The following is a 13620-nucleotide window of genomic DNA, read 5'->3' as shown; positions in this document are numbered from 1 at the left end:
CTGCACGACCCGTCAGGATAGATGGCCGCATACGTTCGTATAGGCTGCGGAAATGACTGCACGCGTCGCTGCGCATCACGCCGCCTGATGCGCGGCCGCGGCACCGTCAACCGGAAAACGCGGGAGCGTCACCATTGCGCGCGTGCCGCCTTCGACGCGCGGCGTCAGTGCCAGTTGACCATCGTGCGCATCCACGATCGACTTGCAGATGGAAAGGCCCATGCCCATGCCGTGCGGCTTGGTGGTGAACAGCGGTTCGAAGATGTGTTGCGCCAATCGCGGATCGATGCCGTCGCCGCTATCGTCGATCCGAATGCGCAAGCCATCCTGAACGGCTTCGCACGCCAGCACGAGTACGCGGCGCTCCTCGGGGATGCACAGCATCGATTCCGCGCCGTTCATCAGCAGGCCGATGACGGCCTGCTGCAGCGGAATGCGTTCGCCGCGCATCGGCAGCGGGGACTCGAGTCCGTCGACGCGCAAGCTCACCTTCATCGCATCCAGCGTGCTTGCCATGATCTCGGCCGCCTCGGAAAGCGCTTCGGCAAGATCGAACGTTGCGAACGCGGGCGCTTCGTGCCGTGCGTTGGCGCGCAGCGCGCGGATGATGGTGCGCGCGCGCTCGGCGCACGCGCAGATGTGGGCGAACATCTCGCGCGCGGCGTCGAGGTTCGGCGCGCCGCGATCGAGCCACTTCAGCCCCGCGCGCGCGGAAGTGTCGATTGCCGTGATCGGTTGCGCGACTTCATGCACGATCGAGGCCGCCAGCTCGCCGTAGGCCTTCAGCCGCTCGGCACGATCCGCGTCGGAAGGCGTGTCGCCGATCCTTGCCGCGATGCTGTCCGCGCGTGCCTGCCGAGCGGCAAGCTCGTCGTGCAGACGCAGGTTCTCCAGAACGAACCCGGCATGCAGCGCAATGATCTCGACCAACGCGGTATTCGCCGGCGTAAAGACCCCAGGCAAGCCCCCGTGTTCCAGATACAGTGCCCCCATCAATGCGCCATTGCACCGTATCGGCACGCAGATCACCGAGCGCGGCTTGCGACGGCGCACATAGTCGTCCGTCCGCCAATGGTCGGCAGAGCAGGCATCGGGCAGCACCAGTCCGTTGCGCAGATGGACGGCGGCGGCAATGATCGGGAGCGGCAACCGGTCGACCGGCAGTCGCTCCACGTGCGGCGCATCCGCCGCCGTCGCACCGGCGGCCCCCTCCCAGCCGCCTTCGCGCATGACCGCAATCACGCCCCACGTCGCTGCCGTACCCTGTATCGCAGCCTCGAGCAATTTCCCGACGCGCGTCGCGGGCGGAACCTCGTCCGCCATCATGTGGGAAACCTGGCGCAACACATGCATGTCCAGTGCGGGCAGCGATTGAGACATGAGTTCCTCAAAGACCGGGGTCGTTTCAGGGCCGCTCGCGTCGGAGAGCGATTTCCAGGAAGTCCGCGCAGCGAAAGCGCTGCAGGAATCGTCGAGTTCGTTGTTCATGCGTCTATCTCCTGCTTACCGGGCATCGGCCTCTGCCAACCTGAAATTGACATTTCATGTAGTGAGTACTCCACAAACGAATGGTAGCAGCACTTTCTCAAAATAAAAACGTGAAGATGTCGGACGTGCGCTCGCGATGCTGGCCACCCGGCCGTCGAAGTCAAATATAACTCTTTGAATTTACGATACATTTATGTCATGTTGCGGACACGCCAAGAGTTCCGTAGAATCCGTAGTTCATGTAGCGTTCCCTGTACAAAAAACACGGAATCCCGCTATTGAGAGTTTTTTTCAGGCGGCATGGCCAGGTTGTCGGCCGCCATAGGAACGGTATGGCTCAAGCAGCAAAAGGCAAGACTGTGCGCGGAACCGGTGTCCGGGAGGCAGCGGCACAGGAAACCCGTGACAAGATCCTGCGCGCGGCGACCAAGGTCTTCGCGCGCTACGGCTACGAAGGCGGCAGCGTGGAAAGGATTTCCAGGCTGGCGAAATCCTATGACCGGATGATCTACTACTACTACGGGAGCAAGGAGGGGCTGTTCGTTGCGGTGCTCGAAGGCATCTATCGACGGATGGACGAGGCGGAACTCAAAATGGCGCCCGATGCTTCGAACCCCGTGGAAGCGCTCAAATCCGTGATTCGCTTCAAGCTGGACTATTATTGGCGCAATCCCGATTTCATCACGCTGCTCAACACGGAGAACCTGCACAAGGGCAAGCACTTGTCCAAGCTCGAGCGCCGGGGCGAGTATTCGTCGCATGCGGTAGAGATCATCGCGAAGATTCTCGAGAACGGCGTCGAACAAGGCCTGTTTCGCAAGGGGCTGAGGGCGCGCGACGTTTTCCTGCTGATCATCTCGACCGCGTATTTTTATACGTCGAACCTGTATACGTTGTCCGCGTTCCTCGGGGAGGAACTGAATGCGCCGGATGCCGTGCGCCATTGGGAGACGTTCGTGATCGACAGCGTGCTGCGGGTGGTCCGCAAGGATCCATCGACCGATGATTGAGCGTGTGCCGGCGCCAATATCGACCCTCGTGACCATCAGGATGCAGGCCCCCTTGCGATGAACTATCTTCGCGCCAACACCATCGACGAAGTGCTCGGCAGCCTTGCGGCACAGCCTCGGCCACGCATCGTTTGCGGGGCCACCGACGCCTTTGCCGATATCGGCCTCGTGCCCGCCCGATCGGCCTGGGTGGATATCAGCCGCATCGACGCCTTGCGCGCCATCGAGCAGCACGACGGCGTCATCCGCATCGGCGCGGCGACCACCTGGGAAGCCATCGCCCGGACGGCATGGTTGCCCGTGGCGCTGACGGAGGCGGCCGCTTGCGTCGGCCCCCGGCAGATTCGCGTCCAGGGCACGATCGGCGGAAACGTATGCCATGCGTCGCCGGTGGCGGACGGTATTCCCGCGCTGCTGGCGCTCGACGCTCGCGTCGAGCTGGCGAGCCTGCGGGGCGGGCGCCGCCTGCCGTTGGCCGAGTTCCTGCTCGGCAACGGCCGGACCGCGCTGCATGCGGACGAACTGCTGGTTGCCGTGCTGTTTGCGCAACCGCGCACGCACGACCGCACGTCGTTCATCAAATGCACGAATCGCGACGGCTCGGCGATCGCCGTCGTGTCGGCCGCCGCGCAGCTGCGCGTGTGCGCGGACGGTACGGTGGAGGCGGCCGCCGTTGCCGTCGGCGGCGCATCCGGCGTTGCGCGCCGGATGCGGGCGCTCGAGGCGGCACTGGCGGGCCGGCGGCTCGACGAACTGGCCGGCGTGATCGCAGCGGCACCTCTTGCGGAGCTGTCTCCGGTCGACGACTGCCGGGCGACCGCGTTGCATCGCATTCATCTCGCGCGGCTGGCGGTCACGCGCGCTTTCACATGCTGCATCGAGGAGAACGCACGTGGCGCATCCCCTGCTTGACCCGCTTGCCGACGTTCGCGACACCACCGCGGACGGCAACACGCCGGTTTCGCCGGAACCGGACTGGTTCGAACTCAACGGCACGCGGCGGAGCCTGCCGACAGACCACTCGCAGCGGCTCGTCGACCATCTGCGCGCGGACCTGCGCCAGTTCGGCACCAAGGAAGGTTGCCGCCAGGGCGACTGCGGCAGCTGCACCGTGATCGTCGATGGCGACGCGCGTTACGCGTGCCTGATTCCGGTGGGACAGGTGGCGGGACGCCGTGTCGTCACCGTCGAAGGCCTCGCCGACGGCACCCGATGCGGCGGCCGCCTGCAGGAGGCGTTTCTCGCGCATCAGGCGGTGCAATGCGGCTTTTGCACGCCCGGCATGCTCACGGCATCGGCGGCGGCAATCGACGCCGGCCAGGTGACCGACCGCGCCGGTGCGCGGGCCGCCATCGACGGCGTGCTGTGCCGATGCACGGGCTATCAGAAGATCGTCGACGCCGTGACCGAGGTGGGATGCGGCGCCGCCGCGCGGTGCCGGACGGTTGCCCCGTCCGAAGGGCCGTCCGTCGGCGTACCGCTGACGCGCCTCGACGGGCCCGAAAAGGTCGATGGCAGCCAGCGTTTCGGCGCCGACGACTATCCGGCCGACAGCCTGTTCCTGCGCGCGGTCCGCTGTCCGCATCACCGCGCGCGTTTCGCGTTCGGCGACCTCGACGCTTTTGTCGATGCCCATCCGGGCGTGCATCGCATCCTCACCCACGCCGATGTGCCCGGCATGAATCTGCACGGTGTCGCGACACCGTACGCGGATCAGCCCGTCCTGCCGGAGACGGAGACGCGCCACCATCTCGAGGCCGTGGCGCTGGTGGTCGGCGAGCGCGCCGCCATCGCGGCGCTCGACCTGGACCGCTTTCCGGTGAGCTGGGAACCGCTGAAGCCGGTTCTCGCGATCGCCGATGCCGTGCTGGACGAAAGCCCGCAGTTGCACGCCGATCGTCTCGGCAACGTGCTGATCGAGGGGCTGGTGCGCCGCGGCGACCCGGAACGCGCGATGCAAGGCGCCCGTCACGTCGTGAGCGCAACGTTCGAATCCAGTTTCGTCGAGCACGCATACCTCGAGCCCGAGGCCGGCTGGGCGCGACGCGTGGGCGACACCATCGAAATCCATTCGTCCACGCAGGCGCCGCATCCGCATCGCGGCGATCTCGCACGCATTCTTGCCGTCCCGCCAGAGCGGGTGCGCGTCGTGGCGACCGCGGTCGGCGGCGGTTTCGGCGGCAAGCTCGACATGACGGTCCAGCCGCTGCTCGCGATCGCGGCCTGGCATCTCGACAAGCCCGTCGCGATGGTGTTCTCGCGCGAGGAATCGATGGCCACATCGACCAAGCGCCATCCCGGCCGAATGACGTCGAGCATGGCCGCCGATGCCGATGGCCGGCTCCGTGCCGTGACGTTCGACGCCGACTTCAATACCGGCGCATTCGCGTCCTGGGGCACGGCCGTCGCCAATCGGGTACCGGTGCATGCCGGCGGCCCATATGTCATTCCCCACTACACGGCGCGTGCACGTGCGATTCATACGCACGTCACGGCCGCGGGCGCATTCCGGGGCTTTGGCGTACCGCAAACGACGATGTCCCAGGAACAACTCATCGACGAGCTGGCGTTCACGACCGGCATCGATCCGCTCGAGTTTCGCGCGATGAACGCGCTGCGGCCGGGGGACACGCTGCCGACCGGGCAAGTCCTGGACGACAGCGTGGGTCTCGTCGCCTGCCTCGATGCACTGCGACCGGCGTGGCGTGACGCGCACGCCCGGATCGCCACGCTGAATGCGGCGGCGCCGGGCCACCTTCGCCATGGCGTCGGCCTGGCGGCGTTCTTCTACGGTTGCGGCAACACCGCATTGCCGAACCCGTCGACCGTCCGCTTCGGCATCCGGCCCGACGGCACGATCGTCCTGCACCAGGGTGCCGTGGATGCCGGCCAGGGCGCGAACACCGTCATTCCGCAAATCGCGGCCGATGCGCTGGGCGTACCGGTCGATCGGCTGCAATTCGTCGGACCGGACACCGCGTTGACGCCCGATTGCGGCCGCACGTCGGCGTCGCGCCAGACGTTCATCACCGGTCGAGCGGCCTTCCTGGCCGGAACGACACTGCGTCACCGGCTGCTCGCACTGGCAGGCGCGGCACCCGATGCGCGGATTTCGTCCGATACGCGCGGGATTGCCGTCAACGGCACTGCACTGGATCTCCGAACGCTGCCGATCGATGCGCACGGCTACGTCATCGCGGCGGAAGAAAGCTTCGATCCCCCCACGACGTCGCTCGATGCGTCGGGGCAAGGCACGCCTTACGCCACCTACGCGTTCGGCGCGCAGATGGCCGAAGTCGCGGTGGACTGCGAGAGCGGGCGGGTCCGGGTACTCAAGGTCGTGGCCGCGCACGACGTGGGCAGAATGGTCAATCCGACGCTGCTCGAAGGTCAGATCGAAGGCGCGGTGGCACAAGGCATCGGCATGGCGCTGATGGAGAAGTATCACCCCGGGCAGTACAACAATCTGCATGAGTATGTGATTCCGACGGTGCATGACATGCCCGACGTGCAGTCGATTTTCATCGAAGCGCCGACGGCCGTCGGCCCCTACGGGGCAAAAGGCATTGGCGAGCCGGCGCTGGTCCCCACGGCGGCGGCCATCCTGAATGCCATCCATCACGCGACCGGCGTACGCATCCGCGAAGCCCCCGCCACACCGGATGTCGTCCGGCTGGCGCTCGCGACCCAAAACCAGCCTGCAGGGCTTCGATAGAGCCGTTTCCACCCGCGGATAACTCGATGACATCAACAAGAAATGCCGGGCGAGTCTCGTTACCTGCCGTATTCCGCCCGTCCTGGTATGGGGAACTCGATCCTGCGGGAAAGCGCGCGTTCAAGGCGTCGTTCGCCGGCTGGGCCACCGATGCGTTCGATTTCATGGTGTTCAGCTTCGTGCTGGCTTCGCTGATCGACCTGTGGGGCCTCGATCGCGGCAAGGCAGGCCTGCTGAGCACCGTGACACTGATTTTCTCGTCAGTGGGCGGCTGGATCGCCGGCATCCTGGCCGATCGATACGGACGGGTCAAGGTATTGCAAGGGACCATCCTGTGGTTCTCGGTCTGCACGCTGGCGATCGGCTTCGCGCAGAATTTCGAGCAGATCTTCGTCCTTCGCGCGCTGCAAGGGCTCGGCTTCGGCGGCGAATGGGCCGTGGGCGCCGTGCTGATCGGCGAGATCGTCGCGCCGGCACATCGCGGCAAGGCGGTCGGCCTGGTACAAAGCGGCTGGGCAATCGGCTGGGGTTGCGCGGCGATTCTCTACAGCATTGCGTTTTCCGTTCTGCCCGAGTCGCTGGCCTGGCGCAGCCTTTTCTGGGTTGGAATCGTGCCCGCCTTGCTCGTGCTCTACGTCCGCAAGCACGTGCAGGAACCCGACGTGTTCGTGCAGGCGGACGCCGCCAGGAAACAAGGCGCGAGCCAGCCGTCGGTGTGGGCCATCTTCTCGCGCTCGCAGGTGCGACGCACGGTCCTGGCCGCGCTGCTATGCACGGGCATTCAGGGCGGTTTCTATGCGATGTCCACCTGGCTGCCGGCATTCCTCAAGATCGAGCGACACCTGTCCGTGCTCGACACCAGCGCGTATCTGTTCGTGATCATCGTGGGGTCGTTCTGCGGATATGTCGTCGGCGCGTACCTCTCCGACCTCTGGGGACGCCGGCGCAACTTCATGCTGTTCTCCGCGCTGTCCCTCGTGTCGGTGTGTCTGTACCTGACGCTTCCGCTGTCGAATGCGCAGATGCTGTGGCTGGGCTTTCCGCTGGGTTTTTCTTCATGCGGCATCTTCAGCGGGGTCGGCGCATACCTGACGGAACTGTACCCGTCGGACTTCCGCGCGAACGCGCAAAGCTTCACCTATAACTTCGGTCGCGGGATCGGCGCGCTGTTCCCGAGCCTCGTCGGGATGCTGAGCCATTCGCTCGGCCTGGCGCTGGCCATCGCGATCTTTTCGGGCGCGGCCTATGGCGTGGTGCTGCTGGCGGTTCTCCTGTTGCCGGAGACGAAAGCCACATCGCTTTGACTGCCGGCGATGGAATGACCGCCGTTCAATGCCCGGCGAATTCGCCGGGCGCTGCCCGGAAAACGCGAGCGATTCCCGAGTGCGTGCGCCCACGTCACTCAGCGACCGACGTATACCTGCCACGCCTCGCCGGCGGTAAAGCCCATCGACTCGTACACGTGGCGCCCTGCCGGCGTGCAATGCAGAAACGCGGTATGCGCGCCTGTCTCGAACGCGGCATCCAGTACCGCCTGAGTCGCGGCCCGCGCGTAACCTCGTCGCCGATAGGCGGGTAGTGTCGACACATTGAATACGCCGACCTGACCGTTGCGCACGACGCCGAACGAGGTCGCGACCGGGATCCCGTCGAACTCCACCCAAAAGCCCATCATGCCGTCGGCTTCCAGGACCGCCGGCGCGCTCAGCCTTCGAAATACGCCCTCCGGCGCCTCATAGCCAGCGGCAAGCGCGCCGTTGTACCGTTCGCTGTCCGCTGCCGTTACGCGCCGCACGACCGCTTGCCCGTCGCCGTTCGCCGGCGCGACGGCGCGCTCCAGCCGCTTCGTCATGAACGGCAACGCGACATGTTGCGTCAGGCCATGATCGTCCGCGATCCGCCGGATCTCGTCGGCCTGCGTGCTCGCATCGCGTGTCTGAATGCTCCACGGCAATTCGCACGCGCTGAACACTCCGGAAAGACGCCTGATTTCGTCGACATCGGGCTGACGCGTCACGCTGATGACCGCGTTCAGCACGGCCACGGGCGCGCCACTGTAGATCGCCTTCGTTCCATGCGCGCCGCGTTCCACGAAGCCCACATCCTGCAAGCGACAAAACGCGTCGATCGACTCGTTCCACGCGGCGACGGAAGCATCCAGCAGTTCGGTCAAAGCACTCATTTCGTTCCTGAACAAGGTCGGTAGCTGATATCTATCGACAACACTCGAGCAACCGATTCATTCCATGCCGCCGTGAAATGACATTGACCCTGACCCAGGAAATAGTCCGGTTCAAAAGTGGAGAAATTCGGCCTGATGTGTCCAGGCGGACACGAAGGCCATGCCATGAACACGAGCAAGTTGACGGACGAGCAGATCGCATTTGCACTGCGGCAAGGCGCTCATCGTTTGTGAACCACCGAATCGAGCACGAAGCAGGTTGTCATGTTCTGTACCCCGTCAGTCGCGCTGATTGACGCCCATATCTCGCTGATCCGCTCGTGCGACGCGGCCTCGATCTGAACCAGCAGATCGACCTCCCCGCTCAGCACCGAGCAATCGCGCACCTCGGCGATCCCCTCGAGCGCGGCGAGTACGTCCGCGCCGCGCATCCGGTCCTTGCGATAGACCAGCATCACCGCGCGCACGGGTGCCGCATCGTCGGGCAACGCGAGCCGCAGCGTGTATCCCGCGATGATCTTCAGTGCTTCCAGCCGATCTACCCGATGGCGGACGGCCTGCCGCGACAGGCCGATCCGATCGGCCAGCGCGGCAAGCGGAATGCGCGCGTCCGCACACAACGCATCAATGATTTTCCGGTCGATGCCGTCGAGTTTCATACCGCCGTTCCAGTCGTGCAGGCACCGCGCGCATCGATCGCGCTCCGCAGCGCCGCGATGTGGTCGGGGCCGATGCCGCAGCACCCGCCGACAATCTGCGCGCCCATCTCGATCCATTGCCCTGCCCATTGCGTATAGCCGGGCGGATCGAGGTCGCTGCGCAATCCGTGCAGTTCCTCATTCGCCTGCGCGTCATCGCGCTGCGGCGGAAATGCGTTCGCATAGACGCCAACCGGCAGCGCCGCGCCCGCGCGCACAAGCGCGACTCGCACCGCTTCGACTGCCGGCCCCATCACTTCGGGCTGGCTGCAGTTGAACAGCAGCGCGGCAGCGCGCGCCGACAACGCGGCGTCGACCGCCTCGTCGAGCGTCTGCCCCGACCGCAGCACGGGCTGCGCGCCGTCATCGACATCGTCGCGCAACGTGAACGACACCCATAGCGGCTTCGAATTCGCACCCAGCGCGCGCCGAACCGCGCCGATCTCGCCGGTCAGGCTCTGTGTCTCCGCCAGCCACAGGTCGACATACGGATCGAGTCCGTCGACGAGCGTCGCCAGGATCACGTCGGCGCGCGCCGTGTCGAACAGATCGGGCCGGTACGAACCGCCCGTCGGCGGCAGCGAGCCGGCGACGCGCACCGGCCGCCCCGCGCGGCCGGCCGACTGCCGCGCGATCTGCCCGGCGAGCGCCGCGAGCCCGGCGCCGTCGCGCCGAAACCGGTCTTCGCCAATATGGAACGGCACGATCGCATAGCTGTTCGCGGTGATGACGTCGGCGCCCGCGGCAATAAACGCGTCATGCGCGAGATTGACGTAGTGCGGCGCTTCCATCAGCGCGAGCGCCGACCATTCCGGCTGCCGGAACGGCGCGCCGATTCGTGCCAGCTCGCGCCCCATGCCGCCGTCGAGTAGCGTCATTCCGTTCATTGTCCGAGCTCCACCGTTGCGATCGACCCCGGCTGCTGCAGGATCGAATCGTACGCCGCCTCTACGCGATCGTACGCATCCGCCAGCGCCACATGAAAGCGCTCATCGTGACGCGTCAGCGGCAACCGGATGCCTCCGCGCACCTTGCCCATCCGCTCGAGCAGCCACTTCACCGGGATCGGGTTCGCTTCGGCGAACAGCGCGCCGTGCAGGTCGATCATCGCAAGCTGCAATTCGCGCACCGTGGCCACATCGCCGGCGAGCGCGGCGTCGCACAGCGTGGCCATCGCGCGCGGCATGACGTTGGCGGTCACGGATATATTGCCGCTGCCGCCCATCAGCATCAGAAGCGGCGCGGTCGCGTCGTCGCCGCTGTAGACCGCGAAACCGGGCGGCGCCGCGCGCAACACGCGCATCCCGCGCTCGAGGTCGCCCGTCGCGTCCTTGATACCGACGATGCCCGGCACGCTCGCAAGGCGCAACACCGTCTCATCGCGGAGATCGGCCACCGTGCGGCCCGGTACGTTGTAGAGGATCGCAGGCAGGTCGACCGCCTCGGCGATCCGCGCGAAGTGCCGGTACAGGCCATCCTGCGTCGGCTTGTTGTAGTACGGCACCACCTGCAGCGACGCGCTCGCGCCAAGCGCCTTCGCACGCGTGGTCAGCTCGATCGCCTCGGCCGTCGAATTCGCGCCGCTGCCGGCGATCACCGGGATGCGTCCGGCGGCGTGCTCGACGCACGCTGCGATCACGCGCAGATGCTCGTCGACGGAGACGGTTGGAGATTCGCCGGTGGTGCCGACCGCGACGAGCGCGGCGGTGCCGCTCGCGACGTGCCAGTCGATGAGCGCACGCAGCGCCGGAAAATCGAGGCTGCCGTCGTCGTGCATCGGTGTGACGAGCGCGACGATGCTGCCCCGGATCGGTTGGGAAAGATGGGTCATGGTCGAGTATCGGTGAGCCGGAAGGTCAGATGCATTCCAGCGCCTGCGCGAGGTCCGCCGTCAGGTCGTCGACGTGCTCGACGCCGACCGAGTAGCGAATGAAGTTGAGGGGAATGTCGGCCGCGCGCATCTGCTCCGCAGACATCGTGCCGGCCCACATCGACGCCGTGTGGATCGCGAGCGAATCGACGCCGCCGAGGTTGCCGGCGTTCAGCGGCAAGCGAAGCGCCTCGACGAAACGCTGCGCGTCGTCGTAGCCGCCCCGCACGCCGAACGCAACCACGCCGCCGAACCCGCGCATCTGCCGACACGCGAGCGCGTGCTGCGGATGGCTGCGCAGGCCCGGATAGCACACGCGCTCGATCTTCGGATGCCGTTCGAGAAACTCGGCGAGCGCGAGCGCGTTCGCATTGATCCGCTCGACGCGCAGCGGCAGCGTGCGCAGGCCGCGCAACAGCAGCCATGCGTCCATCGGCGACAACACCGAGCCAAGCGTGATGTGCGTGTGCCAGATCTGCTCGGCGAGCACCCGGCTCGTGCAGATCACGCCGCCGGTGAGGTCGTGATGACCACCGAGGTACTTGGTTGCGCTGTGGACGACGATGTCGACACCGAGCCGATGCGGCTGCTGGTTAACCGGCGACGCGAACGTGTTGTCCGCGAGCGTCAGGATGCCGCGCGCCCGCGCGAGTTCGGTCACCGCCGAGATGTCGGTCACGAGCAAAAGAGGATTGACCGGCGTTTCGAGCACGATCAGCCGCGTGTTCGGACGAATCGCACGGTCGAACGCGGCCGCGTCGGTCTGGTCGACGAACGTCACGTCCACGCCGAACTTGCGCAGCATGTCGTCGAGCAATTTCGTCGTGCTCATGTAGTGGCGCGTCTGGCCGATCACATGATCGCCGGCCTTCACGAGGCTGAGGATCGCCGTCGCGATCGCCCCCATCCCGGATGCCGTGACGAGTGCGGTTTCCGTGCCTTCCAGCTCGGCCATGACCGCCTTCACACGCTCGTGGACGGGGTTACCGTAGCGGGTGTAGTTGCGCGGATGCTGCGGCACGCTCGACATCTCCGCGAATTCCTCGCTGCCGGCAGCCTTGAACACGGCCGAATAGTGGATCGCGGGCGCGACCGTTTTCTCGTCGGTCACATCGCGGTCGGCGGCAAGCGCCAGCGTTTCAAGCTTGTATCCCATGTCGTCCTCGGATCGTTCGATAGGTCGGTTCCATCCGGCGCCGCTATGCACGCACACGGCCCAGATGGCGGTTGAGCGTGCCTTCCACGCGTCTCAGCACGGTCGACAGGACCGCCGTGATGCCGACGTACACGATGCCGGCCAGCATCAGTGCGTCAGTCGTATAGGTTTCGATCGAAATGCGCCGCGCAACGCCCGTCAGGTCGAGCACGGTGATCGTGCTCGCGAGCGCGGTCGACTTGAGCTGCAGCACGATCTCGTTGCCGAGTGTCGGCGCGACGATGCCGATTGCGCGCGGCACGACCACGCACCAGGTCAGCATGAAGCGGCTCATCCCGAACGCGAGCGCGGCCTCCTTTTCACCGGCGGGCACGGCGGCGATCCCGCCGCGGAGATCCTCCGCCATATAGGCGGCGAGGTTGAGCGTCAGCGCACATAGCGCGCACGAGAACGAGCCGCCGATCAGCAGCCACAGCGGCGACGCGCGCACGGCCGGGAACTGCGCGAGGCCGTAATACAGCACGAAGATCTGCACGAGCAGCGGCGTACCGCGAAACACCGACATGAAGAGGCGGCTCGGCGTGGACAACCAGCGGCTCTCCGACACACGCGCGACGGCGAGCGGCACCGCAAGCGCGAATGCGAGCGTGCACGACAGCACCAGCAGTTCCAGCGTGATCCACACGCCGCGCGCGATGTCCGGGCCGGACTGGGCGATCAGGGCAAGAAAGTCGTTCATGGCGGGGCCTGTTCAGGTGCGTGTCGCGTAGCCGCGGCTCGCGACGCGTTCGAGCCACGCGAACGCCGGGTTGGAGACAGCAAGAAAACCGAAGTAGACGAGGCCGACCGCAATGTAGAAGACGAACGGCTGCTTGGTGAACTGTGCGGCGATGTTGGCCTTGCGCAGCATGTCCTCGAGCCCGACGATCGATACGAGCGACGTGTCCTTCAGCAAGTTCTGCCACATGTTGTTCAGGCTGGGCAGGCAAATCCGCCAGGCCTGAGGCAAGCGGACGAACCACAGCGTCTGCAGGCGCGTCATCCCGTACGCACGCGCCGCCTCGATCTGGCCGGCCGGCACCGCGAGGAACGCGCCGCGGAACATCTCCGACGAGTACGCGCCGAACACCAGCGCGAGCGCGATCACGCCGGCCGAGAACGGGCTGACCGTGATCGCGCCGTCGAACTGCGTATTGAGCAGACGCGACAGCCCGAAGTAACAGATCAGCAGGATCAGGAATTCGGGAATGCCGCGCAGGAAATTGGTCACCGCGTAGGTCGCGCCGCTTAGCCAGCGGGCGTTCGACAGCTTCGCCGACGCACCGCCGATGCCGAACAGCATGCCCAGACACAGCGCGGCGAGCGCGAGTTCCAGCGTGACAAGCGCGCCCGCCGCGATCTGGGCGCCGTAGTTCACCAACATGTTCATCGTGGTATCGCTCCTTCCGAGGCGCAGACCGGCCGCGCGCCGCCGCCCGGCGGCCGCGCGTACCCGATGCGC

12 protein-coding genes are annotated in these 13620 nt (G+C 66.1%); 4 read left to right on the top strand and 8 right to left on the bottom strand.

The genetic code is table 11. The features are described from left to right. Positions 1-75: 75 nt before the first annotated feature. Positions 76-1488: a GAF domain-containing sensor histidine kinase gene (locus BFF94_RS16260; protein ID WP_128842799.1), complete on the bottom strand. Its 1413-nt coding sequence runs from the start codon at positions 1486-1488 to the stop codon at positions 76-78. 332 nt (positions 1489-1820) lie between these two features. Here BFF94_RS16260 and BFF94_RS16255 point away from each other — a divergent pair, with 332 nt between their 5' ends. From BFF94_RS16255 to BFF94_RS16240, 4 genes are read left to right on the top strand one after another with little or no spacing between them, the layout of a single operon-like run. Beyond that, complete coding sequence (locus BFF94_RS16255; protein ID WP_128842798.1) at positions 1821-2498, top strand: TetR/AcrR family transcriptional regulator; 678 nt, start codon at positions 1821-1823, stop codon at positions 2496-2498. Positions 2499-2555: 57 nt separating this feature from the next. Beyond that, entirely contained in the window at positions 2556-3410 is an 855-nt protein-coding gene (locus BFF94_RS16250) for an FAD binding domain-containing protein (protein WP_128842797.1), read from the top strand. Next, a complete protein-coding gene (locus BFF94_RS16245) occupies positions 3391-6213 on the top strand; it encodes a molybdopterin-dependent oxidoreductase (protein WP_128842796.1) in 2823 nt (940 codons plus the stop codon). The genes BFF94_RS16250 and BFF94_RS16245 overlap by 20 nt, the downstream gene beginning before the upstream one ends. A 26-nt stretch (positions 6214-6239) precedes the next feature. Further along, complete coding sequence (locus BFF94_RS16240) at positions 6240-7517, top strand: MFS transporter (protein WP_128842795.1); 1278 nt, start codon at positions 6240-6242, stop codon at positions 7515-7517. Positions 7518-7615: 98 nt separating this feature from the next. Here BFF94_RS16240 and BFF94_RS16235 read toward each other — a convergent pair whose 3' ends face one another. The 7 genes from BFF94_RS16235 to BFF94_RS16205 all read right to left on the bottom strand — a co-directional run bounded on the left by BFF94_RS16235 (position 7616) and on the right by BFF94_RS16205 (position 13548). Further along, complete coding sequence (locus BFF94_RS16235; protein WP_128842794.1) at positions 7616-8395, bottom strand: GNAT family N-acetyltransferase; 780 nt, start codon at positions 8393-8395, stop codon at positions 7616-7618. A 221-nt stretch (positions 8396-8616) separates the two neighbouring features. Further along, positions 8617-9054, bottom strand: coding sequence for an Lrp/AsnC family transcriptional regulator (locus BFF94_RS16230; RefSeq protein WP_128842793.1), 438 nt, complete (start codon positions 9052-9054; stop codon positions 8617-8619). Then, positions 9051-9971: a homocysteine S-methyltransferase family protein gene (locus tag BFF94_RS16225; protein WP_246637341.1), complete on the bottom strand. Its 921-nt coding sequence runs from the start codon at positions 9969-9971 to the stop codon at positions 9051-9053. Before BFF94_RS16225 ends, BFF94_RS16230 begins: the two co-directional genes overlap by 4 nt. A gap of 5 nt (positions 9972-9976) precedes the next feature. Further along, positions 9977-10924, bottom strand: a complete 948-nt coding sequence (gene dapA, locus BFF94_RS16220) for a 4-hydroxy-tetrahydrodipicolinate synthase (protein WP_128845307.1) — start codon at positions 10922-10924, stop codon at positions 9977-9979. 25 nt (positions 10925-10949) lie between these two features. Then, positions 10950-12119 (bottom strand): trans-sulfuration enzyme family protein, encoded by a 1170-nt coding sequence (locus BFF94_RS16215; protein WP_128845309.1) that lies wholly within the window; start codon positions 12117-12119, stop codon positions 10950-10952. Positions 12120-12162: 43 nt separating this feature from the next. Then, entirely contained in the window at positions 12163-12858 is a 696-nt protein-coding gene (locus BFF94_RS16210; protein WP_128845311.1) for an ABC transporter permease, read from the bottom strand. Between the two features lie 12 nt (positions 12859-12870). Then, the gene (locus tag BFF94_RS16205) at positions 12871-13548 is read right to left on the bottom strand and encodes an ABC transporter permease (protein ID WP_128845313.1); all 678 of its coding nucleotides are present in this window, start codon (positions 13546-13548) and stop codon (positions 12871-12873) included. Between the last annotated feature and the right edge of the window lie 72 nt (positions 13549-13620).

Origin of the sequence: Burkholderia catarinensis (genome assembly GCF_001883705.2) — a bacterium.
Lineage (GTDB): Bacteria > Pseudomonadota > Gammaproteobacteria > Burkholderiales > Burkholderiaceae > Burkholderia > Burkholderia catarinensis.
The sequence above is the reverse complement of the archived record's forward strand: the minus strand, read 5'-3'. Positions and strand labels throughout refer to the sequence as shown.

What these genes read in the sequence shown, in the direction of transcription:
- BFF94_RS16260 (WP_128842799.1), bottom strand. Translation starts at nt 1,488, where the DNA reads ATGAACAACGAACTCGACGATTCCTGCAGCGCTTTCGCTGCGCGGACT.
- BFF94_RS16255 (WP_128842798.1), top strand. Translation starts at nt 1,821, where the DNA reads ATGGCTCAAGCAGCAAAAGGCAAGACTGTGCGCGGAACCGGTGTCCGG.
- BFF94_RS16250 (WP_128842797.1), top strand. Translation starts at nt 2,556, where the DNA reads ATGAACTATCTTCGCGCCAACACCATCGACGAAGTGCTCGGCAGCCTT.
- BFF94_RS16240 (WP_128842795.1), top strand. Translation starts at nt 6,240, where the DNA reads ATGACATCAACAAGAAATGCCGGGCGAGTCTCGTTACCTGCCGTATTC.
- BFF94_RS16235 (WP_128842794.1), bottom strand. Translation starts at nt 8,395, where the DNA reads ATGAGTGCTTTGACCGAACTGCTGGATGCTTCCGTCGCCGCGTGGAAC.
- BFF94_RS16230 (WP_128842793.1), bottom strand. Translation starts at nt 9,054, where the DNA reads ATGAAACTCGACGGCATCGACCGGAAAATCATTGATGCGTTGTGTGCG.
- BFF94_RS16225 (WP_246637341.1), bottom strand. Translation starts at nt 9,971, where the DNA reads ATGACGCTACTCGACGGCGGCATGGGGCGCGAGCTGGCACGAATCGGC.
- dapA (WP_128845307.1), bottom strand. Translation starts at nt 10,924, where the DNA reads ATGACCCATCTTTCCCAACCGATCCGGGGCAGCATCGTCGCGCTCGTC.
- BFF94_RS16215 (WP_128845309.1), bottom strand. Translation starts at nt 12,119, where the DNA reads ATGGGATACAAGCTTGAAACGCTGGCGCTTGCCGCCGACCGCGATGTG.
- BFF94_RS16210 (WP_128845311.1), bottom strand. Translation starts at nt 12,858, where the DNA reads ATGAACGACTTTCTTGCCCTGATCGCCCAGTCCGGCCCGGACATCGCG.
- BFF94_RS16205 (WP_128845313.1), bottom strand. Translation starts at nt 13,548, where the DNA reads ATGAACATGTTGGTGAACTACGGCGCCCAGATCGCGGCGGGCGCGCTT.